We start from the raw sequence: 22924 nt of genomic DNA, 5'->3' as shown, positions 1-22924 counted from the left end.
CTGAGTAGTGAGTGCTGAGTAGTGAGTGCTGAGTAGTGAGTGCTGAGTGCTGAGTAGTGAGTGCTGAGTAGTAAAGTGAGTAGTGAGAGTTCATTTATAGCCGTAGTCACATAGGTTAGGACAGTGTTAATTGCTCAAAGGCTTGAAAAAACTGGGTTTTTACTCAGCATTTAGCACTCAGCACTTTGCTTTAGTTATGGAGGCTGAGTTTTGTTGATGTTTTTGTTTACTAACTGATATACGAAGACCGCCAATAATTTTGCCTACTTCTTCTGCTTGATTTAAAAGTTGGTTGAATTTGGCTTGATCGAGATAGCCAACATCTAGAGCTATATAAAGTTGAGAACGCAATTCTGCACAAGATGACTTCGATATCGAAAGAAACTGATGAAATTCTCCTAAATAACTTCTTTCAAAACCCTCTGCAATGTTAGACATGATAGACACTGCTGCTCTTTGTATTTGTCCTGATAATCCAAAGTCTCTAGCAAACGCGCCCTGCTGAGTAACCTGATAAATATCTTTAGTAAGAATTCTTGCTTTTTGCCAAGCAATCAAATCTTCAAAACGCTCAACTTTACTCATTCTACTGACTACTCAATTTTCAAAATTGACACTAAATAACTTAGCACTCAGAACCCAGCACTCACTACTCAGCACTCAGCACTCAGCACTCAGCACTCACTACTCAGCACTCTTAAACTTAGTCGCTTCTTAAAGCATTGATTGGATCTAATTTAGATGCGTTCCGTGCTGGAATCACGCCAGCAATTAAGCCAACGGTTAACGAGAGTACAAAGCCAGCAACGATCGACAAGAAAGAAATTACAAAGGGAAATTTGAAAACGCTTGCAGCTATAAAGGCTAATAAAACGCCAGTCACCATGCCAATACCTCCGCCGACAATGGAAATCACGATCGCTTCGGCTAAAAATTGATTGAGAATGGCTGAATTAGTTGCTCCTACGGCTTTGTGAATCCCAATTTCCCGCGTCCGCTCAACCACAGAAACCAGCATAATGTTAGCAATACCAATACCACCAACCACTAGAGAAATTCCAGCGATCGCTACCACCATGACTGTAAATAAACCCACAATATTAGTGAAGGTACTAACAATATCAGCTTGATTAGTCAGTCGGAAATCATCAGCTTGTGGCGGATAAATATTATGACGCAGCCGTAAAAGATTGGTAACTTGAAACTGAGCGGCTTCTAACTGCTCCTGATTAGCGCCTTTAACTAAAATTCCACTTACAGAAACGCCCACCAGGGCATTGTTCCCAACTAGTCTCTTCGACATACTAGTTAGAGGAATGAAAACTTGGTCATCTCGATCCATTGGCCCTTGAGAACCTTTAGGTTCCATCACCCCAATTACTTCATAAGCCTCTCCCTGAATCCGAATTTTCTCACCGATCGGATTTACACCCTGTGCAAAGAGTGTTTTTTGCACTGTAGGGCCAAGAATGGCAAGTTGTGCGGCACTATCTAGTTCTTCTTGAGTAAAATATCTCCCTTGTTGGGGACGGGTATTTCTGATTTCTGGGTAGTTCAAATCTGTGCCATAAATGGTAGTTGAGGTGTTTTGCCCTGCATATACAACTTGAGCGCTGCGTTGGAGATAAGCAGAAACCATCTGTGCTGATGGCGCTTGTGTAGCGATCGCCTTAGCATCTTCCCAAGTCAAGGTGCTGCTAGAACCTACTCCTTGACGGACATTCCCACTTCTTGCTGCACCCGCCAAGATTTGGATCACATCTGTACCCAATGCTTGTATCTGTTGCTCAACCCCTTTTTGCACTCCCTGACCAACAGAAGTAATGGCAATAACTGAAGAAATCCCAATAATTACGCCCAACATAGTTAGACCCGTGCGTAATTTGTTACTCCACAGAGTCTCTGCCGCCATTGTCAAGATTTCCAGCAATGGTACTGTGCGGGTATTCTTCGCTTTATAAAAGCCCTTAAATATCTTAAACATAATGTTTTATTTAAAACTAACTTTAAGGGGAACCACCGCCTTGAGAACGACCACCACCTGAACGACCTCCGCCGCCATCTGCTCCTCTTCCGCCTCCTCCGCCTCCTCCGCCTCCACCTAGACCAGGGAAAACTCCTCCTCTTGGTGTTGATTGCGGACGCGATCCTGGTGGGAAACTGAGCAATACCCTTTCGTCTCCTGTCAATCCAGACTTAACTTCGGTAAAGTTATTCGCGGTGACGCCAGTCTCTATGCGAGTAAACACAGGTCTGTTATTTTTTCCTTGCACAAACACGCCTGTAGCATTTTCTTGGCGAACCACTGAAGCCGTTGGTACCACTAGAACATTTTGAACTTGACCGACTTGAAAATCTACTTCCGCATTCATCCCAGACCGGAGTAGTCTTTGAGGGTCTGAAAGTGATACTCTCACTTCAAAACTGGTGACGTTTTGCTCTACTATTGCTTGGGCAGCAATTTGGCTCACTTTACCTTCAAAGGTCTTTCCTGGGTAGGCATCTGCTTTAATCGAGACTTTTTGACCAAGGCTGATTTTGGAAATATTTGTTTCCGCTAAATTGGCGACGACTTCATTTGTAGAAGCTAGAGACAAGATTGAAGAAGAAGAAGAAGAAGCTACTTCACTACTGGCAGTTGTAGGTGTCACGAAAGCACCTGGATCGGCATACTTCTTTGTCACTACACCATCAAAGGGTGCGCGAATAATCGTGTCATTGATTTCGGCTTGGATGTTTTGCAGCGAACCACGAGCCGATGTTACCTGGGCGCGGGCTGCGTTAATATCTTCTTGGCGCGTTCCGGCTTTCAAAAGTGCCAAAGCTTGCTGTCTCTGCTTTACTACAGCTCGTGCTTGCTCAACGTCTTCTGGACGCGATCCGGCTTTTTGCAGAGCCAGTGCTTGCTGTGCTTCATTTACATTCGCTTGGGCACTGTCACGATTGGAGCGGCTTTGGTTAAGAGTCTGAAGGGAAATACCGCCTGCATTGTAAAGTTGCTGATTGCGAACAAAATCATCTTCTGCTTGGCGAAGGGCGGCTTGAGTGCTTTGTAAGCGTGCCTGTGCTTGGGCAATATCTTGGGAACGATTACCTGCTTGTACCTTTTGCAGATTCGCCTCGGCTTCGTCTAATGCTCCTTGTGATTGGGCAATATCTTGAGGACGATTACCTGCGATCGCTTTTTGCAAATTTGCCTCGGCTTGTGCCAATTGTCCTTGTGCAGAGGTAAGTTGCCCCCGGAGGTTGGAATCATCCATGTAAGCGACAATCTGTCCTTGCTTGACGATATCTCCTTCTTTCGCCAACAGGCTTTTTAAGATGCCGGAATTTTTTGGGCTGAGGTTGATTGACCGCTCAGGTTTCACTGTTCCGTTCGCTGAAACTGTAATTGTTAAACTCTGTCTTTCTACAGGTCTTGTCAGCACCCGACGGCTGGCTTGTTGACGCGGAGCAACCGTTACTTGGTAATAAACGGCATAGCCAATTCCACCCAAAAGGCAAAGAGCAATTAGCCAAGAGAGCCAATTACGTCTGCCCTTTTTTTTCTTGACCTCTGGAACCAAAACTGATGAATCTACGGTATTTGGTGTATCAATTTTCATATCCATTTTGTTTATAAGGAACGGCTACCAAGCTACTTATTTACGGCTAAAACTATAGCCTGGTAGCCTAATACTGACAATTATTTTTAGTTTTTAGTGTTTTAAAGGTTTATTTGCAGTACCAATCCACTAGGAAGTCTGAAGTAATCATCACGCACTCTTACTAATCTCCCAGCCGGAACAATTTCCTGATTGGGAAGCAGAATATCCCCGTTAGGAAGTCTGAAGTAACCTTGATCGCGCAGTCTGACTATGGATCTAGCAGGAATAATTTGCCCATTGGGATATCTGATATCACCATTACCAAGTCTGACTACTCTGCTATTAAATTGGTTGTTACGATTCCAATTATCCCGATCTCTAGGGTTTCTGACTTCTACAGGATAGGTTCTGTCGTCGCGGTTCCAATTATCCCGATCTCTAGGCTTTCTGATTTCTACAGGATAGGTTCTGTCGTCGCGGCTCCAATTATCCCGATCTCTAGGGTTTCTGATTTCTCTAGAATTCGATCTGCTGTCGCGGTTCCAACTATCCCGATCTCTAGGGTTTCTGATTTCTCTAGAATTCGATCTGCTGTCGCGGTTCCAATTATCTCTGTCTCTAGGATCGGATCTGCCATCACGATCCCAATCTCGATCGCGATCGCCAACAACGTAGACTTTCGTCTGGGCGTTTGCAGGCGCAGTCAAGAGAGTAGGAACAATTATCACAGCAGCAACTAATACTATCGATATACGGTTTGGTTTCAACATAGAATTGATTCCTTATTTGGATTAAAGTTCTATTTTGCTGAATTCAAACTTCAGCAATCTTTAGATAGTTATTTTTGTTTTGGCATTAAGGTGTTTAATATTTACCTCGTCGTATAAATTCATACATAATAATTATTGATCAAAAAATTGAAACCAATGTATGACGAAAGTCACTAGTAATTCCAGGCTGATGTATGACCAAAGTCACCAGTTTTTTAAGATTGAGAAATTCAGATCCTAATCTCTAACTCCTATAAAAGTAGGGCGTAAGGTCTTGCGCCCCTACCGCGTGGTCGATTTAGCTGAAAATAGTTGTAATACCTAATTCCCCACTGCTTATACTCCCTATTTAATCTTGGCTTGGTACAATTCCTTGCCAGACAATATCCACAAGACTCTGGATAAATGGTGATACTTCTGTTGGACGCTCTCCAAAAAATTAAAAATTTGGTGTTATTATCTTAAACCCTTGCTCACGAGCGATCGCGGCAGAGAGCAAGAAGCAGTATTCCTCCTGCCTCCTGCCTGGTTGTTGAGCGACTTGCCCTGAGCGTAGTCGAAGGGAGTCGAAACACTGCCTTCTGCCTTTATTTGTAAGATTTTGCTGCCGTCAAGAGCGCAGATCGTTTAAGCTAGCTGAAAGATTCTTTGATTAGTGGCTTAAAGGCGGTAGTGTGCCTAAACATGTTCGTTTGATTTCTCTTTTAATAGTCTGTAGTTTATGGAGTATGCCAAAAGCCGCTAACGCGCAGGCATTAATACCCCATACACTGCAACTAGATGCGACAAAGTTAGAAAAGCAGGGGTTGAGCTTGGCACAAGAGGCGGCTCAACTAGCTCAGTTTCAACAGGTTGAATTAGCTTTGCCACGAGCGCGGCTGGCTAGTCAACTGGCTCCGGGGAATGATAAAGTGTGGTTGCTCTTAGGTGGATTGCAACTGCAAACAAAAGAGTTTGATGGGGCGATCGCTAGCCTGAAAAAAGCACAATCTATCAATCCTAAAAATGGTGATATTTTGTTTGCTTTGGGTTCAGCAAATTTTCAGCAGAAAAATTATCAGGCTGCTGCTGTCAATTATCAAGAAGGTTTGAAGTTAAAACCCAACGATCCAGAGGGGTTATTTGATTTGGGTAATGCTTACTATTTGCTGGGTAAATTGCCAGATGCGATCGCCCAATACAATAAAGCTGTCTCCCAAAATAAAAAATTCTGGCCCGCGCTGAACAATATTGGTTTAATCAACTACGAACAGGGTAATATCCCCGAAGCAATTAAGCGATGGCAATCTGCTGTAACCCTTGATAAACAAGCAGCAGAACCTTTATTGGCCTTAGCGGTGGCACTATATACTAAAGGCGAGCGCCAACAAGGACTAACGTTGGGAGAAACTGCACTCCGTATCGATTCGCGCTATGCTAATTTAAATTTCCTCAAAGAAAATCTCTGGGGCGAGCGTCTACTGTCTGATACGAAAAAATTCCTAGAATTACCCCGTATTCAAGCAGCCCTACAGCAACCAGCAAACTCATCATCAGCGCCTACGCCTAGAAAACAGCCGACTCAATAACAGTGCTGAGTGAGGAGTGAGGAGTGAGGAGTGAGGAGTGCTGAGTGCTGAGTGAGGAGTGAGGAGTGCTGAGTGCTGAGTGCTGAGTGCTGAGTGAGGAGTGAGGAGTGCTGAGTGAGGAGTGAGGAGTGAGGAGTGAGGAGTTATGAATTTACGAGTTCAAATATTCAACTGTTAATTCCAAACTCTTTACTCAGCACTCAGCACTCAGCACTCACTACTCCTTACCACTTGCCTAATAGTACCTTTTCGTAGTACATCTATACTAGATAAATACAGGAATTATCGCCCAAAAACATTTGCGGGCGAGTATTCCTGAAATAAGTCTTTAATTCTCAGTTTTCGTCTGTGGGTAGAAGTGCGATGATTTGGTCAACGAACTGTTGATGATCAACAACTGGCTTCGAAATGTAGCCATCAGCACCGCTTTGCTTGAGAAAGTTCTCGCGATCGCCTTCCATTGCATGTGCTGTCACCAGAATCACAGGTAAGTTTGCTGTTTTTGGATCGGATTTTAACATTTGTGTAATCTTGATTCCATCAACCGACTTGCCTTGGTAAACACTTCTGGAGAGAGAAACATCCATCAAAATTAGGTCGGCTTCTCCTGATTGGGCAATTTTGATGACTTCTTCCACATTTTCGGTGTGTTTCACACCCAAGCCGCCACGCTTGGACAAAATTTTGGAAAAAACACGAGCATTAATTAGATCGTCTTCGACAATTAAAACAGTTTTCATGAGAATTTTAGTTATAGAGGTGAAGAGATTCAAGAATTCCAGAATACAAAATTAAGAAATGCAATCATGATCAAAAGAAGTCAGAAAACAGAATTCAGAATTCAGAATAACCCAGCAGTCAAGTCAGGCGTAACAGTCATGGAAAATTTTTTTCTTCTCCCAAGGGGAGATGCTAAGAGCGAACACGCACGTTTAAAATCGCTTGCTTTAAACCTCGATTCTCTATCCAGTCTCACAAAATCCATTCTGGATTCTGTCTCCTGAATTCTGAATTCTTCTTCGGTAAGCATCATGCCTACTAAGTTTATGTAGATTATACTCGTGTGCATCCTTTTTAATAATCAATATGCATCTTCGTCATCAAGGATGATACTACTGCTTTTTCTTCTGTGACTATCAAAATTTTGTTATGAATCTCATTTCATCCGTTATGCTGTGGTTGCCGCAGTGTTGAGTTCCATCGGCTTTTGTGTAGTTAAATTTCAGGGAAAAAACTCATGGCAAAACAGTTAAACCTTCTCTCAACGGGACAGGTAATTCCAACAGCCCTGCACACCGAGATGCAACGGTCTTATCTAGAATATGCCATGAGCGTGATTGTCGGGCGAGCGCTACCAGACGTGCGTGATGGCTTAAAACCAGTGCATCGGCGCATTTTGTATGCAATGCACGAACTCGGTTTGGTACCAGATAGACCCTATCGAAAATGTGCCCGTGTAGTGGGTGATGTGTTGGGTAAATACCATCCCCACGGCGACCAATCAGTTTACGATGCTTTAGTCAGGCTGGTGCAGGACTTTTCTAGCCGCTATCCCTTGCTGGCAGGACACGGTAACTTTGGCAGTGTCGATAATGACCCACCAGCGGCGATGCGCTACACAGAAACGCGTCTCGCACCGATCAGCCATGAGGGAATGCTGACAGAAATTGGTGAAGAAACTGTGGAATTTGTCGGTAACTTCGATAATTCCCAGCAAGAACCAACGGTGTTACCTGCTCAGTTGCCGTTTCTGTTACTCAATGGCTGTTCTGGTATTGCCGTGGGAATGGCGACAAACGTTCCACCCCACAATCTGGGGGAAGTTGTCGATGGGTTAATTGCCTTAATCGACAACCCAGATTTGCCAGATGAAAAATTATTTGAGCTAATTCCAGGGCCAGATTTTCCCACTGGTGGAGAAATAATTGGTGAAGCGGGAATTCGAGAAGCGTACACCACAGGTAAAGGTGGAATTCTGCTGCGGGGAGTTGCAACTCTGGAGGAAATTCCAGCCGCGAGAGGAAACAAGCGACGGACGGCAATTATCATTACAGAATTGCCTTATCAAGTGAATAAAGCTGCCTGGATTGAGAAGGTAGCGGATTTAGTAAATCAAGGACGCTTGCAAGGAATTTCCGATCTTCGGGATGAGAGCGATCGCGAAGGGATGCGGGTGGTAATTGAACTCAAACGCGACACCAATCCCCAAGAAGTTCTCCAGAATTTATATCACCAAACTGCTTTACAAATGACTTTTGGGGCAATTCTCCTCGCAATAGTGGATGGACAACCCCGCCAGTTAAGTTTGCGTCAACTCTTGCAGGAGTTTTTGAGATTCCGAGAAGAAACGCTGAACCGTCGCTACAATTACGAGTTGGGTAAAGCCCAAAGTCGCGTGCATTTGGTCGAAGGTTTGCTGAAAGCGCTGTCGAATTTGGATGAGGTAATTCAAATTTTGCGCCAAGCTCCCGATGGTAGTACGGCAAAAATTAACCTTTGTAGCCGACTGGATTTGAGCGAGGTACAAGGAGATGCAATTCTCGCTATGCCGTTGCGCCGCCTCACTAGTTTGGAACAGCAAAATTTGCAGCAGGAATTTGAGCAGATCAGTGAACAAATTAGGTTATTGGAGCAATTACTGAGCGATCGCCGCGAATTATTGAAGGCGCTGAAAAAAGATTTGCGATCGCTCAAGCGCAAATACAGCGATCCCCGACGGACAAAAATTGGAGAGGAGCAGAAGTTTAGGGTAGAAGAGCAGAAGGGCAGAGGGGCAGAAGGGCAGAGGGGCAGAGGGGCAGAGGAGGAGGAAATTAAATCTTCTGAACCAGTTGAAGAGGCAGTTTTAGAATTTACCCAACGAGGTTATGTCCGCCGCACCCAGCCATCTGGGAGAAAGTCAAAAGCTGAAAATGGCCTACACGATAATGACTTCATTATCCAAACTGTTTTAACTGACACAGGGAAAGACTTGCTAATACTAACGGGTGGCGGCAAAGTGTATCCGGTGAATGTGGGAGAAATTCCGCCAACTACTGGGCGTTCCCCACGGGGAAAACCTTTGATTACGATGCTCAGTAGCACTGCTCAAGGCGCTCAAGAAGCTGTGGTCAGCCGCTTTTTGCTGCCAGAGAAGCTCGAAACTAGACAGATGATTCTCCTAACCAAACAGGGAAGAATTAAGCGTCTGTCTTTGGAAGAATTTACTAACCTGACTCGGCGCGGAATCACGATTTTGAAGCTCAAAGACGATGATGAGTTGTCATTTACCCAGTTCACCGCTCCAGGGGAGCATCTGATTTTAGCTAGTTCCGGTGGGCGACTGTTGCGCTTTGCGGTTAATGATGAACAATTACCGATTATGGGTCGCACAGCGATGGGTTTACAAGCATTTCGATTATTGAGAAATCAGGAAATGGTTGGCTGTGTCACTGTCGGTAAAGATGATCAACTACTGCTAGTTACTCAAGAAGGATATGCCAAGCGGATGGCTGCGAGTCAGTTAAGAGCGGCTAATCGTGGCGATTTAGGCACGCAAGCGCTGAAATTTGCTAGCAAAACTGACAACTTAGCTGGTATGGTCATGGCAATTGCATCTGGCGAGATAGCTTTAGTGACGAATAAAGAGCGAGTAGTGCGGATACCTGTGGAAACAGTGCCGATTTTAGGTAGAGATGTCAAAGGTGAAAGCATCCTCCAACTCAACCGCGATGAAAAAATCATCACTGTTGCGGAAGTGCGATCGTAAATTAGGGCGATGTTCAACTTGCGACAAGCCAACTTGCAGGATTTAGAGGCGCTAATCCAACTGCGTCTCGAACTCCTGCGGGAGGTTGGCGAGATTAAAGGTGACTCTGATACCGCAAACCTAGCAGAAGCAACTCAAAAATATCTTGGCGAAAAAATGCCGTCGGGTGAGTTTTTAGCTTGGGTAGCTGAAGTGGATAATCAAATTGTTGCCTCTAGCGGCTTGGTATTTTTTCAACGACCCCCTTACAACGGCAATCTCTCTGGCTTAGAAGCGTACATTATGAACGTGTATACAATTCCCATGTGGCGAGGACAGGGAATTGCTACAGCATTGTTAAAGGAAATTATCAGCTTTATGAGAGCAACTGAGGCAAAACGCCTCTGGCTTCACGCCACTGAGGATGGTAAACGCGTCTACGAGAAGCTTGGTTTTGTCTCCACTTCAAAAGAAATGGAAATTGTCTGGTACTAACTTAAATTATCAATAACTTTTTTCTTTTAAAATGCAAAATATATTTAAAATCAAGCACTTTAAGTAAAATATTTGATAATTAATTTCAATAAATGAGATTATTTATAAAGGTAAAAGTCTGGGTAACATTTCTTTTAACTCAACAAATCTCACTGAAGGCTGATGTTTTAATCTGTATAAATAGCTATTTCTATTTATGTCAAGGTCTAGAAACAAAAGTATAAAAAATGTTGCCTTTATGAAAATATTTGTTATATTAGTTTACATAAAGCAATAAAGCTTAAGAATTAACTTTGGAGTTCTAACCATGACAAATGCAACTACAACAAAAGCCACTACTCCTGTAATTGAAGATCGCAACGCTTGGCGTTGGGGCTTTACCCCACAAGCAGAAGTTTGGAATGGTCGCTTGGCAATGATTGGCTTTTCAGCAGCCGTTTTGGTTGAGGTTTTCTCTGGTCAAGGCTTCCTACATTTTTGGGGCATCCTGTAAGTTTTAATATTCAAGATGACCTATAAATAAAAAAACCTGGAGTGCTAATTCACTACCAGGTTTTATTTTTTGTCATTTATCAGTTGTCATTTGTCATTTCTTTATTCACTAATGACCAATGACTATTGACTACCGAATATATTCCTTGAGAACGCTGTTACGATTTGGGTGGCGTAACTTGCGGAGTGCTTTCGCCTCAATTTGACGAATCCGTTCGCGGGTGACGTTGAAAATCTGGCCGATTTCCTCAAGGGTTTTCATCCGACCATCATCCAAGCCGTAACGCAATCTGAGAACATCGCGTTCGCGTGGGCTGAGACTGTCGAGGACTTTTTCAAGGTCTTCGCGCAGAAGATTTTTGGAAACTTGGTCTTCTGGTGTCTCACCATCTGATTCAATAAAATCGCCCAATCGAGAATCTTCTTCTTTACCAATAGGCGTTTCTAATGAGATAGGTAATTGGGCAGATTTAGCAATGAACCGCAACTTCTCAATGGTCATTTCCATCCGAGTAGCGATTTCTTCTTCAGTGGGTTTGCGACCCATTTCTTGAGATAGTAACTTGGTAGTTTTCTTAATCCGAGAAATGGTTTCGTAAAGGTGAACTGGAAGACGAATTGTGCGGGATTGATCTGCGATCGCACGGGTAATTGCTTGACGAATCCACCATGTAGCGTATGTAGAAAACTTATAACCTTTTTCGTGGTCAAACTTTTCAGCGGCACGAATCAAACCGAGACTGCCTTCCTGAATTAAGTCCTGGAACGACAAACCACGATTCATGTATTTCTTAGCAATTGAAACTACAAGACGGAGGTTAGATTGCACCATCTTGTCTTTCGCCCGACGACCAACATGGAGGCGATAACGAAAGGCTGGTAGTGGCAGTTGTACTGCTTCTGCCCATTCGCTATCTCGAGGATCGCGATCTAATTGCTCACAGAGTCTTTCGCGGACTCTCTCTAATTCCAGCAAATCGGCTATTTTCCGCGCCAATTCAATTTCTTCGTCTGCCCGCAACAGACGAATTCTACCAATTTCTTGCAAGTAAAGCCGAATTGAATCTTCGGTATAGTGCTTTTTCTTGCTTTGTGTCCGACGACGCGATTTAGCGGCTTTTCCAGACTTTGCGTCGTCCTCATCAGACTGAGGCTCTAAAAATTCCTCGTCACCTTCATCGATGATCAGCAAGTCCTCTTCATCGTCTATTAAGAGTTCTTCTAACTCGAGCTCAGGCTGATTCATTATTTCTAGGTCAGGCTGATATATGCTTTCGAGTACGTTGTTAGCCTGGTTCATGCCGCGTTCCTCATGCTCCTTGCAGAATCAATTACTCAAGATGTGTTTACTGCTCTTTTAAACGAGCCAATTGCCAACCGAAAATAAGTTTTTTGGCAGATTTGCCAGAGATATTTTCGGACGTTTTACGCCTCCGGTAGGAGGGTTTTTACTTTAGTTTAAGCAAATACTAAAGGTGACTTGCTCACTTTAGTAAATGTTATATGTGTTGCTATCACATATTGCTTTCAACTAACTGGTCAAAAAAAATACTTGCCTTTATCAAAAAAATTGCCACTCTATACAAATGAGTTCAGACTGTTGGCAGATTTTCGTATAAAGACTCTTTCGATTGTAGCCTGTTTCACAGAAATTGCACTCTTTTTGTGTATTAATCATGAATTCATTAAGCAACTTTTAGCTACTTTCACCAAAAAGACATTGAAAACGGGATTTGTACCGTGAAATTTTTTCTCCACTTTTCGGAATTGCAGTGGCGCTCTTATTACATTACAAAGTAAGTACGCTTGCTCCTGCCGAATTTCATGTGTTTTACACAACATTAATTACTGAGAAAGAGTGCATTTTATGTTAACTCAGACTATTCGTCTTAACCTACCCATTTTTACATTTCCTTCATAAATTAAGCATCCCTTAGACTAAAACGGGTCTTGTCCTTGGGTAAATACAACAACGGTGGTGGTGCTTGCCTGAAAGCAGTTAACCTTCTGCGTACTGACTACCTTAACTGAGGAGTTGAGGCGGTGGCAGAATCGACCTGATAGAAGATCAATTTAGGTTTACTAATTTGGTCTTATTCACACGTTAGCGCACTGTGGCGATTTCAGCCCTATGAAACTTGACAAACTTTTCTTATTGTATACAAGGATATTTTAATCAATTCAAAAACAATTTGTCCTGCGAACTTGCCAATATCGTCTTATCTTAGGCAAAAGTACATTAGATACATACGATACGATCGCGATCGCCACAGCAGTACATGAAGATATTAACAAGTTTTCCGGCTTATGGTGTGTACTTCCAACAGCTATTACCTCGAACCCAAAGAACCCAGCAGATTACCTGATGATTTGGTTACAAAGCTTTTTTGCGTAATCAATTGTAAATTTCAATACTTTTGTTTCGGTAAGTTTTTGTCATCTTATAATGAGAAATCCTCAAAATACTTATTAATTGCTGTTTTATAGATGATATTCAGTTATTTACTGAAAGCATAACAAATGTATCTATCGCTGGTGGTTCAGATTAATCAGCAAGTCAGAGCAAAGAGTATTATCTGGACTAAATGTCCAATAAAGTTGGTAGTTATATTAAGAGTCGAGTATTGATTGTTTGGAAAATATTGACAATAAGCAAACTATATGGTTTTTGATAACCGAGAAACTTGAATTTTTTGTAGTATTTGTAGGGTTACATTGTCACTTGTGTGACAAGTCAAACTAAATTTTTAATTGATTGTTAGCGACTAGTTCAAAGTCATGGTGGCTTTGAAAACTACCCCTAACGAAAACTGGAAACTATGAACTTTACTGAACTACCGTGGTGTTGGGGTGGTGTTTAGACTTGTAGGAAAATTAGGTGGCAGAAGTACCCGATCAACTACATGAACGATGCCGTTGCTAGCTGGGATATCTGGCTGAGTTACCTTAGCGTTGTTAACTGTGATTGAGTTGCTAGTACGATCAACTGTGATTTTAACGGGACTACCCTCACCTGTTTTAACTTCTCCAGATGTCAATTGCTGGGAGGTAATTCCCCCAGGGATGACGTGGTAGGACAGAAGCTTGACTAATTGTTGTTTGTTGGCTGGCTGTAAGAGCTGGTCTAGAGTAGCTTTTGGTAAAGCAGAAAACGCAGCGTCAGTAGGCGCAAATACTGTATAAGGCCCTGGTGCAGCCAATTGTTCAGTTAATCCGGCAGCTTGCACTGCTTGGATGAGAGTTTTAAACTGTCCTTGACTAGCTGCTGACTTTGCCAATTCTGCTAAATTTTGGGTGGCAATAGTGGCAGTAGGAGTTGGCGTGACGGGCAAGACAGTTGTTGAAGGGACAGTTACTGTAGGAGTTTCTGCAACAGGTTGAGCGCAGACAGACAGAGCAACTAAGCTACCGATGCCAATAATATTGAACAATGCTTTTCCTACTATGCCTTTGCTCGCTTTCATCGCTTTGTGTAGAATCCAGTTAAATCAGGAATTATTAACAAGAGTTAATGAATTTGTGGATATAGTCACTCATCTAACGACATAATTAATTTATAGTAAAAATATTAATACAATAAATTTATAAATTACATAGCTTGTCATCGTCCAAAAGAAGTAGTTTTTATAGAATTTAGGATATAAAGTCTTGAGCAAAATTTGTTGCAGAAATATCAAGTAATATTTCAAAGTTAAAGATCCCCGATTTCTTTGATAAATCGGGGATCTTGTTTTTTACAAATGATTTAGGATTGCTGATATTTAGATATCTAAATCGGTGAAGTTGAGTTTAGAGCCATAGGTTTCGATGAATTCTCGTCTGGGTGCGACCCGATCGCCCATTAAAATTGTAAAGATGCGATCGGCTTCTGCGGCATCCTCAATTTCGACTTGCTTCATTTTGCGAGTTTCTGGGTTCATGGTGGTATCCCAGAGTTGTTGTGGCATCATTTCACCCAAACCTTTGAAGCGTTGGATGGTGTAGTTAGCGTTAGCGGGGAATTTAGCAATTGCTTGATTTTTTTCGCGATCACTATAGCAATATTCATGATTACGTCCCCGTTCTACTTTATATAGTGGGGGACAAGCAATATAAATAAAGCCTTGTTCGATAAGCGATCGCTGATATCGATAGAAGAATGTTAACAACAAAGTCCGGATGTGCGCCCCATCTACGTCAGCATCAGTCATAATGACTATGCGGTGATAGCGCAATTGAGTGGAATCAAATTCATCACCTTTGACACCTAAACCAAGGGCTGTAATTAACGATTGAACTTCGTTATTTTTATAGATTTTGGCATCGTCGGTTTTTTCAATGTTAAGAATTTTACCACGTAGAGGCAAGATTGCTTGAGTGCGGCGATCGCGTCCTTGTTTGGCACTCCCACCCGCTGAGTCTCCTTCCACGATGAATATTTCCGATTCGTTGGGATCGCGAGAACTGCAATCTGCTAATTTACCAGGTAATGGCGAAGATTCTAGTACAGATTTGCGCCGAACTAATTCCCGCGCATGACGCGCTGCTTCTGCGGCTTTGAAAGCTTGGATAGCTTTATCTAAAATTGAGTCTGCGATCGCAGGATGAAATTCTAAGTACTCCGTGAGGACTTCTCCTACCAAAGAATCAACAATGCCTCGAACTTCAGTGTTACCGAGTTTGGTCTTGGTTTGCCCTTCAAATTCTGGATCTGGGACTTTAACCGAAATTACCGCAGTCAAACCTTCGCGGACGTGTTCGCCACTGAGGTTAGGTTCATTCTCTTTAATTTTATTGCGCTTGCGAGCGATCGCATTTAATGTCCGAGTCAGAACTGCTTTTAACCCTTCTAAGTGCGTACCACCATCTACTGTACGAATATTGTTAGCGAAACCTAGAATATTATCCGTATAAGCATCAGTACACCATTGCAATGAAACTTCCACTTGTACGTTGTTGCGTTCCCCCTGCACATAGATAATTTCTTCATGCAGTGGCTGCTTCTCGCGGTTCATGTAAGCAACGTACTCTTTGATCCCACCCTTGTACTCGTAGGTTTCTACCTTGGATGTATCGCTTTTTAGTAGTTCTAAACGGTGGTCACTAAAGGTAATTTTGACACCTGCATTCAGATACGCCAATTCCCGTAGGCGACCTGATAAAGTTATGTAATCAAACTCAATGCTAGTTGTAAAGATTTGGGTATCTGGCCTGAAAGTGACAGAAGTTCCAGTTCTAGCTTCTTTATAAGGCTTGACTTGCAGATCGCTAACCGGGATACCGCGTTCATAGCGTTGGAGGTGAACCTTTTTATCTCGCCAAACTGTAACTTCCACTACCTCAGATAGGGCATTAACAACAGAAATACCAACCCCGTGTAATCCTCCAGAAACTTTGTACCCACCGCCGCCAAACTTACCACCGGCGTGTAGTACCGTCATGACGGTTTCCAAAGCCGATTTTCCGGTGCGCGAGTGAGTATCGACGGGAATACCGCGACCATCATCTGTTACAGTTACTGAACCATCAGCGTTGATATCCACCTCTATATGAGTGCAATGACCTGCCAAAGCCTCATCGATTGAATTGTCCACCACCTCGTAAACTAAATGGTGGAGTCCTCGCGGCCCAGTGGTACCAATGTACATTCCTGGTCTTTTGCGGACGGCTTCCAGACCTTCCAGAACTTGAATCTGATCGGCACTGTAACTGCTCGTCATGTAAACTCTCCTGATGCGTGGGGTTGAAATCGCCTAAAGGCAAATAAAAGTAAAAACACTCCAAAATTGTAACACAAAAGCCTTGCTGGCGTCTGTAGGGCATTTTCAAGAGAAGTTTATACTGGGGTTGCAGTACTGTGCAATAGGGGCAGAGGAGCAGACGGGCAGGAGAGCAGGGTAAGCTGAGGGAGATGAGGGGTCAAGGGAGAATTATTTAACAATTTTATTCCTTATGCCCAATGCCCAATGCCCAATGCCCAATGCCCCATAACAAATGACAAATGACAAATGACAAATGACAAATGACAAATGACAAATGACTAAATTAATTGTGATTTGTGGGGCGACGGCAACGGGTAAATCGGGTTTGGCTTTGGCTTTGGCAATGCGCTTAGGTTCTGTAATTCTTGGTGCTGATTCTCGTCAAGTTTACCGTGAGTTTGATATTGGGACGGCGAAACCAACTGTAGCTGAACAAAAATTGGTGCAGCACTATCTAATAGATATCTGCGATCCAACAGACACGATGACAGTAGCAGACTATCAGGAGCAAACACAAGCCTTAATTGCTTCTGTAGATGTTACACCACTTTTGTTAGTTGGTGGCACTGGTTTATATATCCGTTCTATTGTCCAAGGAATGAAAATTCCGAGAGTTGCACCACAGATGGAATTGCGATCGCAGCTTGAATCTCTCGGTCAACCACAACTCTACGCCATGTTACAACAAGTTGACCCAGTTGCAGCACAAAAGATTCATGCTAATGATTCAGTGCGGACTTTACGAGCACTAGAGGTATATTATGTTTCTGGATATCCCATTTCCGAACAGCAAGGGGAGAAACCACCCAATTATCCGATTTTGCAAATTGGTTTAGATTGCGATGTTGAAAAGTTGCTTGCTCGTATTCAGCACCGTACTGAGCAAATGATAGCAGATGGTTTGGTTGCTGAAGTGGAGTATCTTCGTCAAAAATATGGCGCTGATTTGTCTTTGTTGAATACTTTGGGCTATCAAGAAATCAAGCAATATTTGGCTGGGGATATTTCCTTAGATGAAGCCAAAGAATTAACAGTTTTGCATACACGACAATTTGCCAAGCGACAACGCACTTGGTTTCGAGCTTATCCACAAATTCAATGGTTTGATTCAAATGCTCCTGATTTATTAGAGAACGTTTGGCATCGTATTAATGAGTTTATAATTCGCACAAGTTAGTGAGAATTTTTTGGCCCATGCAAAGACGCAAATATTTTTGCGTCTTTACAGTGAGTGTTCTACAGATTGTCGGGATCTACGCCCATAGCCCGTAGCCTATCTGCTAGCAATTGGGTGCGTTGTTCTGCTTGTTCGGCGCGTTGTCGTTCTTGTTCGGCACGTTGTCGTTCCTGTTCGGCGCGTTCATCTCCAGTCGATAAAACATTACCATCTTGGTAGCACCAGCGTAACCAAGTATCTTGTCTATCTTCAAATTTACCTTCCCACAAAGTTACACCTAAACCAACTTGTTCTAACCAATTTTCTGAAGTTTCAAAGTAGCGCCTTCCTCTAAGTTCATAAACGCGTAGTAGTTTTTCTCCTAATTGCTGATTTTGGTCATATACAATGTAGTAGCTAGCCCGCATTTGTTCATAAATTTTCAGCTTTTTCCCAAGTTCATCACCTTCTTTATTAGAGACAATTTCAATCACGACTTCTGGAGGTTTGCCAAAACGCCAAACCATATAACAACGATTTTGTTTTTCCCACCAATTTTGAGGTACTTGTACATCTAAGCTGAGAAAGATATCGGGTACAATTGCGGGTTGACCGTCTGTATGGTAAATACCGACATTAGCTGCTGCTAAAAAAGTCTGCTGCTGTAGAGTACTGTAAAGAGAGCCAACCAAGAGACGTTGTTGTTTTTCAGAAGCAAAATTGTCCACAGGTGTATCATCTTCAGTAACTAGCTGGTTGGCATCTGGCACATAGTAATCATCATCATTGATTAGAACTTGCTGAACCATGATTTTATCCAGTATTTGAGAGCGTTATTTCTAGGTTACTAGATTGGGGATAGGAGGGTGCATTGAATCAATATTTAATACTGAAAAATTCTGAGGAGTAGTCATCAATGGAATCTTTTTCAGAACTTCTGAAACTTTCTAGGCTACTAAATGATTTCAAACAACCCTGGTTTATAGCGGGTGGATGGGCAATAGACCTTTTTATAGGAGACGTAACTAGGGTACACAAAGATGTAGAAATCGCAATATTTAGGAAAGACCAGAACAGCCTGAGAAAATATTTATTTGGCTGGGAATTTACTAAGGTTGTTAATGGAAAAATGCAGCCTTGGAATGAAAACGAATGGCTAGAGTTACCAATACATGAGATTCATACTCATACTAAAAATAACTTATTATTGGAACTAGAGATTCTTTTGGATGAGTGTTCACAAAGCGAGTGGAGATTTCGCAGAAATCTTGATATTGCACGTCCATTATCAATGATTCGGTTACGTTCTGATATTGGTATACCGTTCCTTGCTCCAGAAATTGTACTCTTATACAAAGCTAAGAATCCCAGGTCTAAAGACGAAGATGATTTTTATCGTGTATGCAGGTTACTAGATGAAGAACGTCAAGTTTGGCTTAAACAAGCAATCACTGTGTGTTACCCCCGACACCATTGGCTTACAAAACTTGATGCTAGCTGAAAAGGAGTGCGATCGCTTTTACTCACTTTTGACTGCTATTCTTGCAACAATAGTAATTACAGCTATACTAACCAGCCTGCAACATCTACCTTGAACTTTAAAAAACTATGCTTACCCAAGATAAAAAACAACGCAACTGGAAACCCATTCTCAAAGCATTCGAGGCTGTCCTTGGCAAAAATGGTGTCGTGCAACGCCGCGAAGAACTCATTACCTATGAATGTGATGGTTTAACTGGCTATCGCCAACGTCCGGCTGTGGTGGTGTTACCCAGAACTACAGAACAAGTTGCTCAAGTTGTGAAGATATGCAATCAATATTCTATACCCTTCATCGCACGCGGTTCTGGTACTGGTCTATCTGGCGGCGCTTTACCAATAGAAGATTCTGTTTTAATTGTCACTTCGTTAATGCGGCAAATCCTCAGCATTGATTTAGAAAATCAACGGACAGTTGTACAACCAGGGGTGATTAATAGTTGGGTAACACAAGCTGTTAGTGGTGCTGGATTTTACTATGCTCCTGATCCTTCTAGTCAAATTATCTGCTCTATTGGGGGCAACATTGCCGAAAACTCTGGTGGTGTACATTGTCTCAAATACGGTGTTACTACTAACCACGTTTTAGGATTAAAAATTGTCACACCGGAAGGGGATATTATCGATTTAGGCGGACAAATTCCAGAGATGCCTGGTTATGATTTAACAGGTGTTTTTGTTGGTTCCGAAGGCACATTAGGAATTGCCACAGAAATTACTTTGCGAATTCTCAAAAGTGCAGAATCAATTTGTGTGCTGTTGGCAGATTTTACTAGCATTGAAGCTGCGGGGGCAACTGTTTCTGACATCATCAGCGCCGGGATTATTCCTGGTGGTATGGAAATGATGGATAACTTCAGCATCAATGCTGTTGAAGATGTTGTAGCAACTAATTGTTATCCCCGCGACGCTACTGCTATTTTACTAATAGAAATTGATGGTTTGGAAGTGGAAGTTGTGGGGAATAAACAGCGAGTTACGGAAATTTGTAAAAAAAATGGTGCGCGTAATGTCACTTCTGCTACTGACCCAGAAACTCGGTTGAAATTATGGAAAGGACGCAAAGCCGCTTTTGCTGCGGCTGGACATTTAAGCCCAGATTATTATGTGCAAGATGGTGTAATTCCCCGGACTCAGCTGCCTTATGTTTTACATGAAATTGAGGCATTAAGTAAACAATACGGTTATCGTGTTGCTAATGTATTTCATGCTGGCGATGGCAACCTTCATCCGCTAATTCTTTATGATAATTCTGTGTCTGGTGCGTTAGAGCAAGTAGAAGAGATGGGTGGAAAAATTCTTAAACTTTGTGTCCAAGTCGGTGGTAGTATTTCTGGTGAACATGGCATTGGTGCAGAGAAAAAATGCTATATGCCACAGATGTTTAGCCAAGTTGATTTAGAAACTATGCAATGGGTACGGCAAGTTTTTAATCCTAAAGGGTTAGCAAATCCTGAAAAGATATTCCCCACACCACGGACTTGTGGTGAAGCAGCAAATGCATCGGTACTCAAACAATTTGAAGGTGTGGAAAAATTTTAAGAAAAAAGAGTTCAGGAGTCAGAATTGAGGAGTCAGGATTCAATACAGTTCAGATAAAACCAAAACACTTGTAGAAACGGCGATTTATCGTGTCTTAAAACCTACGATTTTGTACAAGTAGCGCTTAACTGAACCGTATTGAGTTAGGAATTAAGGAGTTTGAAGTCATTCATTAGGTTTTGGTATCGTTAAGTATACTTATAACCAAAATAGCTCCGTATTATTTAAACTATTCTGATTCCTGAGTTCTGAATTCTGAGTTCTTAATCACCATTTCTTTACATCATCCGGAGGATTACAACTTTATTTTGTAGTTATATATATTCCGATCGTACTAGGTCACGCTTACAAATGAATCGGTTTGCTCGCTGTTGTATTTCTTACTTACTGTGTTTGGGATTAGTAGTCGTTTTAACAGTTTTTTTACCCTCTTCACTGCCAGTTTATTCCCAAAAAACAAGTCCTTTAACTACAGAAATTCGCGGCGTTTGGATCACTAATGTTGCTAGTGGTGTACTATTTGTCCCTTGGGGTATTAATCGTGCTATAAATCAATTATCTGCTCTCAATTTTAATACAATTTATCCTGTAGTTTGGAACCGAGGACATACTTTTTATAAGAGTGCTGTAGCTAAAATGACTACAGGCTCAGAAACTCAACCTTTGCTTAACTTCATGCACGGTGGACAGGATGTTTTAGCAAAGATAGTGACACTTGCTAAAAATAAAGGTTTGAGAGTCATTCCCTGGTTTGAATACGGGTTTATGACACCGCATTACTCACAATTAGCAAGGCGTTATCCTGATTGGTTGACAATTGGGCAAGAAGGTATAAAGTCTACCCAAGATGCCCCACCAGAAGAAATTGATAATATTTTAGTAAGTAAGCTGGCTTGGTTGAATCCTTTACATCCGCAAGTGCAAGAGTTTATTCAAGAGCTAATTTTAGAAGTAGTTAGGGATTACGATGTGGATGGTATTCAACTTGACGATCATTTTGGGATGCCTGTACAGTTCGGTTACGATCGCTTCACTATAGAACTATATCAGCAAGAACATCAAGGCAAAAGTCCCCCTACCGACCCTTTTAACCCAGAGTGGATGCGGTGGCGGGCAGACAAAATTACTGATTTTATGGCAGAAATCTATCAAGCTGTGAAGGCAGTTAAGCCCAAAATAAAAATATCTCTGTCTCCCAACTATCAAGCTTTTGCTTATAAATACTATTTACAAGATTGGGAAAATTGGGTAAAAAAAGGTTTAGTTAATGAGTTAATTTTGCAGGTGTATCGAAATGACAAAAAGTCTTTTATCGCTCAACTAGAACTTCCATCTATAAAATTGGCTCAAAGTCTAATTCCTGTAGGGATTGGGATATCAACAGGAACGGTAAGTAATCCGGTGAAAATGGCACAAGTTAGAGAACAGGTTCAGGTAGTACGCGATCGCAATTTTGATGGTATCTCCTTTTTCTACTGGGAGAGTCTGTGGGGTTACATTGTACCGGAATCACCCCAACAGCGACGCAAAGGTTTTTTTGAGATGTTTCATGCAAAAACTGTCAGACTATTACAAACAAAGAAACTTTGATGCCATTCGCGCCTAATAATACTAAATTTGGCTTTACGTTGCTGTGGACTGTAGCTACTTTTGGCGGATTTTTATTGAGTTTACTCTTAATTGAAGTCGGCGAAAAGCCAGATGTTGGGGTGGTAGAGGCCGCTATTGGCGGATTTGCGATCGCACTTCCTCAAGGTTGTCTTCTCAAACAACCTATATTTTGTATCAGGTGGATTTTGTCAAGTCTTTTGGGTTGGAGTATTATCACTGCGATCGGTATTGGTGCTGTGGGTTGGATTGTACCTAGCACTCAGATTCTTCCTCTGAGAATCCTGTCAGGGGCGGTTTATGGTGCCCTTGGCGGCTTGGGGATCGGATTGGCACAATGGTTAGCAATTACTCAGCCTGTAGCGTGGCGATGGATATTTGTCTCTGCCGCAAGTTGGGCGGTTGCTGTCCCCGTGGGTTCTGCTGTGGGAATAATCTGGCGCTACTTAAGCCAGTTATTTTTAGGTGAAGTCATCGGCTTAGGCATCACTTGGCTGCTAGTTGGTATCCTCACAGGAATCAATGCTCACAAATTGCGATTGTAAGTTGCTACTCCCTTTATTAAGAATAATAAACTTAATTGATATATACTTAGGTTTGTACTTAGATATATGCAAAAATTTTAAAAAACTGTTAAAAATAAATTACAGTAAGTTTGCCCTCACCTGCAAATGTATTTTCACCTTCAAAAAGCAGGAT

Annotated in this window: 18 protein-coding genes; 9 read left to right on the top strand and 9 right to left on the bottom strand. The window is 42.2% G+C overall.

What is annotated here, in order from left to right; genetic code table 11:
- Window positions 1–177 precede the first annotated feature (177 nt).
- The 4 genes from RMY27_RS25555 to RMY27_RS25540 all read right to left on the bottom strand — a co-directional run bounded on the left by RMY27_RS25555 (window position 178) and on the right by RMY27_RS25540 (window position 4357).
- Complete coding sequence (locus tag RMY27_RS25555) at window positions 178–585, bottom strand: four helix bundle protein (protein ID WP_322667672.1); 408 nt, start codon at window positions 583–585, stop codon at window positions 178–180.
- A 118-nt stretch (window positions 586–703) separates the two neighbouring features.
- Complete coding sequence (locus RMY27_RS25550) at window positions 704–1984, bottom strand: ABC transporter permease (protein WP_416212365.1); 1281 nt, start codon at window positions 1982–1984, stop codon at window positions 704–706.
- Window positions 1985–2006: 22 nt separating this feature from the next.
- A complete protein-coding gene (locus tag RMY27_RS25545) occupies window positions 2007–3605 on the bottom strand; it encodes an efflux RND transporter periplasmic adaptor subunit (RefSeq protein ID WP_322667684.1) in 1599 nt (532 codons plus the stop codon).
- 101 nt (window positions 3606–3706) lie between these two features.
- Window positions 3707–4357, bottom strand: coding sequence for a hypothetical protein (locus tag RMY27_RS25540; RefSeq protein ID WP_322667671.1), 651 nt, complete (start codon window positions 4355–4357; stop codon window positions 3707–3709).
- A gap of 674 nt (window positions 4358–5031) precedes the next feature.
- On the opposite strand from RMY27_RS25540, the gene RMY27_RS25535 reads away from it, so the two are divergent.
- The gene (locus tag RMY27_RS25535; RefSeq protein WP_322667670.1) at window positions 5032–5925 is read left to right on the top strand and encodes a tetratricopeptide repeat protein; all 894 of its coding nucleotides are present in this window, start codon (window positions 5032–5034) and stop codon (window positions 5923–5925) included.
- A 335-nt stretch (window positions 5926–6260) separates the two neighbouring features.
- Here the strand turns inward: RMY27_RS25535 and RMY27_RS25530 are convergent, their stop codons facing one another.
- Window positions 6261–6665 carry a response regulator gene (locus tag RMY27_RS25530; RefSeq protein WP_289796406.1) on the bottom strand — a complete coding sequence of 135 codons (405 nt, stop codon included), beginning with the start codon at window positions 6663–6665 and terminating at the stop codon, window positions 6261–6263.
- A 497-nt stretch (window positions 6666–7162) separates the two neighbouring features.
- Here RMY27_RS25530 and gyrA point away from each other — a divergent pair, with 497 nt between their 5' ends.
- The 3 genes from gyrA (at window position 7163) to RMY27_RS25515 (ending at window position 10640) form a co-directional block, all read left to right on the top strand.
- Window positions 7163–9673: a DNA gyrase subunit A gene (gene gyrA, locus RMY27_RS25525; RefSeq protein ID WP_322667669.1), complete on the top strand. Its 2511-nt coding sequence runs from the start codon at window positions 7163–7165 to the stop codon at window positions 9671–9673.
- Between the two features lie 9 nt (window positions 9674–9682).
- Window positions 9683–10147, top strand: coding sequence for a GNAT family N-acetyltransferase (locus RMY27_RS25520; protein WP_322667668.1), 465 nt, complete (start codon window positions 9683–9685; stop codon window positions 10145–10147).
- A gap of 307 nt (window positions 10148–10454) precedes the next feature.
- Entirely contained in the window at window positions 10455–10640 is a 186-nt protein-coding gene (locus RMY27_RS25515; RefSeq protein WP_322667667.1) for a chlorophyll a/b-binding protein, read from the top strand.
- Window positions 10641–10769: 129 nt separating this feature from the next.
- Here RMY27_RS25515 and rpoD read toward each other — a convergent pair whose 3' ends face one another.
- The 3 genes from rpoD to gyrB all read right to left on the bottom strand — a co-directional run bounded on the left by rpoD (window position 10770) and on the right by gyrB (window position 16338).
- Complete coding sequence (gene rpoD, locus RMY27_RS25510) at window positions 10770–11939, bottom strand: RNA polymerase sigma factor RpoD (protein ID WP_094353188.1); 1170 nt, start codon at window positions 11937–11939, stop codon at window positions 10770–10772.
- Window positions 11940–13473: 1534 nt separating this feature from the next.
- Complete coding sequence (locus RMY27_RS25505; protein ID WP_322667666.1) at window positions 13474–14103, bottom strand: fasciclin domain-containing protein; 630 nt, start codon at window positions 14101–14103, stop codon at window positions 13474–13476.
- Window positions 14104–14400: 297 nt separating this feature from the next.
- Complete coding sequence (gyrB, locus tag RMY27_RS25500; RefSeq protein WP_322667665.1) at window positions 14401–16338, bottom strand: DNA topoisomerase (ATP-hydrolyzing) subunit B; 1938 nt, start codon at window positions 16336–16338, stop codon at window positions 14401–14403.
- Between the two features lie 316 nt (window positions 16339–16654).
- On the opposite strand from gyrB, the gene miaA reads away from it, so the two are divergent.
- Complete coding sequence (gene miaA / locus RMY27_RS25495) at window positions 16655–17557, top strand: tRNA (adenosine(37)-N6)-dimethylallyltransferase MiaA (protein WP_322667664.1); 903 nt, start codon at window positions 16655–16657, stop codon at window positions 17555–17557.
- Window positions 17558–17616: 59 nt separating this feature from the next.
- Here the strand turns inward: miaA and RMY27_RS25490 are convergent, their stop codons facing one another.
- Window positions 17617–18345, bottom strand: coding sequence for a Uma2 family endonuclease (locus tag RMY27_RS25490; protein ID WP_322667663.1), 729 nt, complete (start codon window positions 18343–18345; stop codon window positions 17617–17619).
- Window positions 18346–18452: 107 nt separating this feature from the next.
- On the opposite strand from RMY27_RS25490, the gene RMY27_RS25485 reads away from it, so the two are divergent.
- The 4 genes from RMY27_RS25485 to RMY27_RS25470 all read left to right on the top strand — a co-directional run bounded on the left by RMY27_RS25485 (window position 18453) and on the right by RMY27_RS25470 (window position 22770).
- Window positions 18453–19037: a nucleotidyltransferase domain-containing protein gene (locus RMY27_RS25485; protein WP_322667662.1), complete on the top strand. Its 585-nt coding sequence runs from the start codon at window positions 18453–18455 to the stop codon at window positions 19035–19037.
- A gap of 107 nt (window positions 19038–19144) precedes the next feature.
- On the top strand, window positions 19145–20617 hold the full coding sequence (glcD, locus tag RMY27_RS25480) for a glycolate oxidase subunit GlcD (protein WP_322667661.1): 1473 nt from the start codon (window positions 19145–19147) through the stop codon (window positions 20615–20617).
- A 351-nt stretch (window positions 20618–20968) separates the two neighbouring features.
- Window positions 20969–22207: a glycoside hydrolase family 10 protein gene (locus RMY27_RS25475; RefSeq protein ID WP_322667660.1), complete on the top strand. Its 1239-nt coding sequence runs from the start codon at window positions 20969–20971 to the stop codon at window positions 22205–22207.
- Complete coding sequence (locus RMY27_RS25470; RefSeq protein WP_322667659.1) at window positions 22207–22770, top strand: hypothetical protein; 564 nt, start codon at window positions 22207–22209, stop codon at window positions 22768–22770. The genes RMY27_RS25475 and RMY27_RS25470 overlap by 1 nt, the downstream gene beginning before the upstream one ends.
- The last annotated feature ends 154 nt before the right edge of the window (window positions 22771–22924 follow it).

The sequence above is a fragment of the Nostoc sp. DedQUE09 genome, from assembly GCF_034530915.1.
Taxonomy (GTDB): Bacteria; Cyanobacteriota; Cyanobacteriia; order Cyanobacteriales; family Nostocaceae; genus Nostoc.
This window is presented reverse-complemented; position numbering and strand designations above follow the sequence as displayed.

Excerpts from the sequence above, each read along its gene's own strand:
- RMY27_RS25490 (WP_322667663.1), bottom strand. The coding sequence starts at position 18,345 with ATGGTTCAGCAAGTTCTAATCAATGATGATGATTACTATGTGCCAGAT.
- RMY27_RS25555 (WP_322667672.1), bottom strand. The coding sequence starts at position 585 with ATGAGTAAAGTTGAGCGTTTTGAAGATTTGATTGCTTGGCAAAAAGCA.
- RMY27_RS25540 (WP_322667671.1), bottom strand. The coding sequence starts at position 4,357 with ATGTTGAAACCAAACCGTATATCGATAGTATTAGTTGCTGCTGTGATA.
- RMY27_RS25545 (WP_322667684.1), bottom strand. The coding sequence starts at position 3,605 with ATGAAAATTGATACACCAAATACCGTAGATTCATCAGTTTTGGTTCCA.
- RMY27_RS25530 (WP_289796406.1), bottom strand. The coding sequence starts at position 6,665 with ATGAAAACTGTTTTAATTGTCGAAGACGATCTAATTAATGCTCGTGTT.
- gyrB (WP_322667665.1), bottom strand. The coding sequence starts at position 16,338 with ATGACGAGCAGTTACAGTGCCGATCAGATTCAAGTTCTGGAAGGTCTG.
- RMY27_RS25475 (WP_322667660.1), top strand. The coding sequence starts at position 20,969 with ATGAATCGGTTTGCTCGCTGTTGTATTTCTTACTTACTGTGTTTGGGA.
- RMY27_RS25485 (WP_322667662.1), top strand. The coding sequence starts at position 18,453 with ATGGAATCTTTTTCAGAACTTCTGAAACTTTCTAGGCTACTAAATGAT.
- glcD (WP_322667661.1), top strand. The coding sequence starts at position 19,145 with ATGCTTACCCAAGATAAAAAACAACGCAACTGGAAACCCATTCTCAAA.
- RMY27_RS25470 (WP_322667659.1), top strand. The coding sequence starts at position 22,207 with ATGCCATTCGCGCCTAATAATACTAAATTTGGCTTTACGTTGCTGTGG.
- RMY27_RS25520 (WP_322667668.1), top strand. The coding sequence starts at position 9,683 with ATGTTCAACTTGCGACAAGCCAACTTGCAGGATTTAGAGGCGCTAATC.
- RMY27_RS25515 (WP_322667667.1), top strand. The coding sequence starts at position 10,455 with ATGACAAATGCAACTACAACAAAAGCCACTACTCCTGTAATTGAAGAT.
- miaA (WP_322667664.1), top strand. The coding sequence starts at position 16,655 with ATGACTAAATTAATTGTGATTTGTGGGGCGACGGCAACGGGTAAATCG.
- gyrA (WP_322667669.1), top strand. The coding sequence starts at position 7,163 with ATGGCAAAACAGTTAAACCTTCTCTCAACGGGACAGGTAATTCCAACA.
- RMY27_RS25505 (WP_322667666.1), bottom strand. The coding sequence starts at position 14,103 with ATGAAAGCGAGCAAAGGCATAGTAGGAAAAGCATTGTTCAATATTATT.
- rpoD (WP_094353188.1), bottom strand. The coding sequence starts at position 11,939 with ATGAACCAGGCTAACAACGTACTCGAAAGCATATATCAGCCTGACCTA.
- RMY27_RS25550 (WP_416212365.1), bottom strand. The coding sequence starts at position 1,984 with ATGTTTAAGATATTTAAGGGCTTTTATAAAGCGAAGAATACCCGCACA.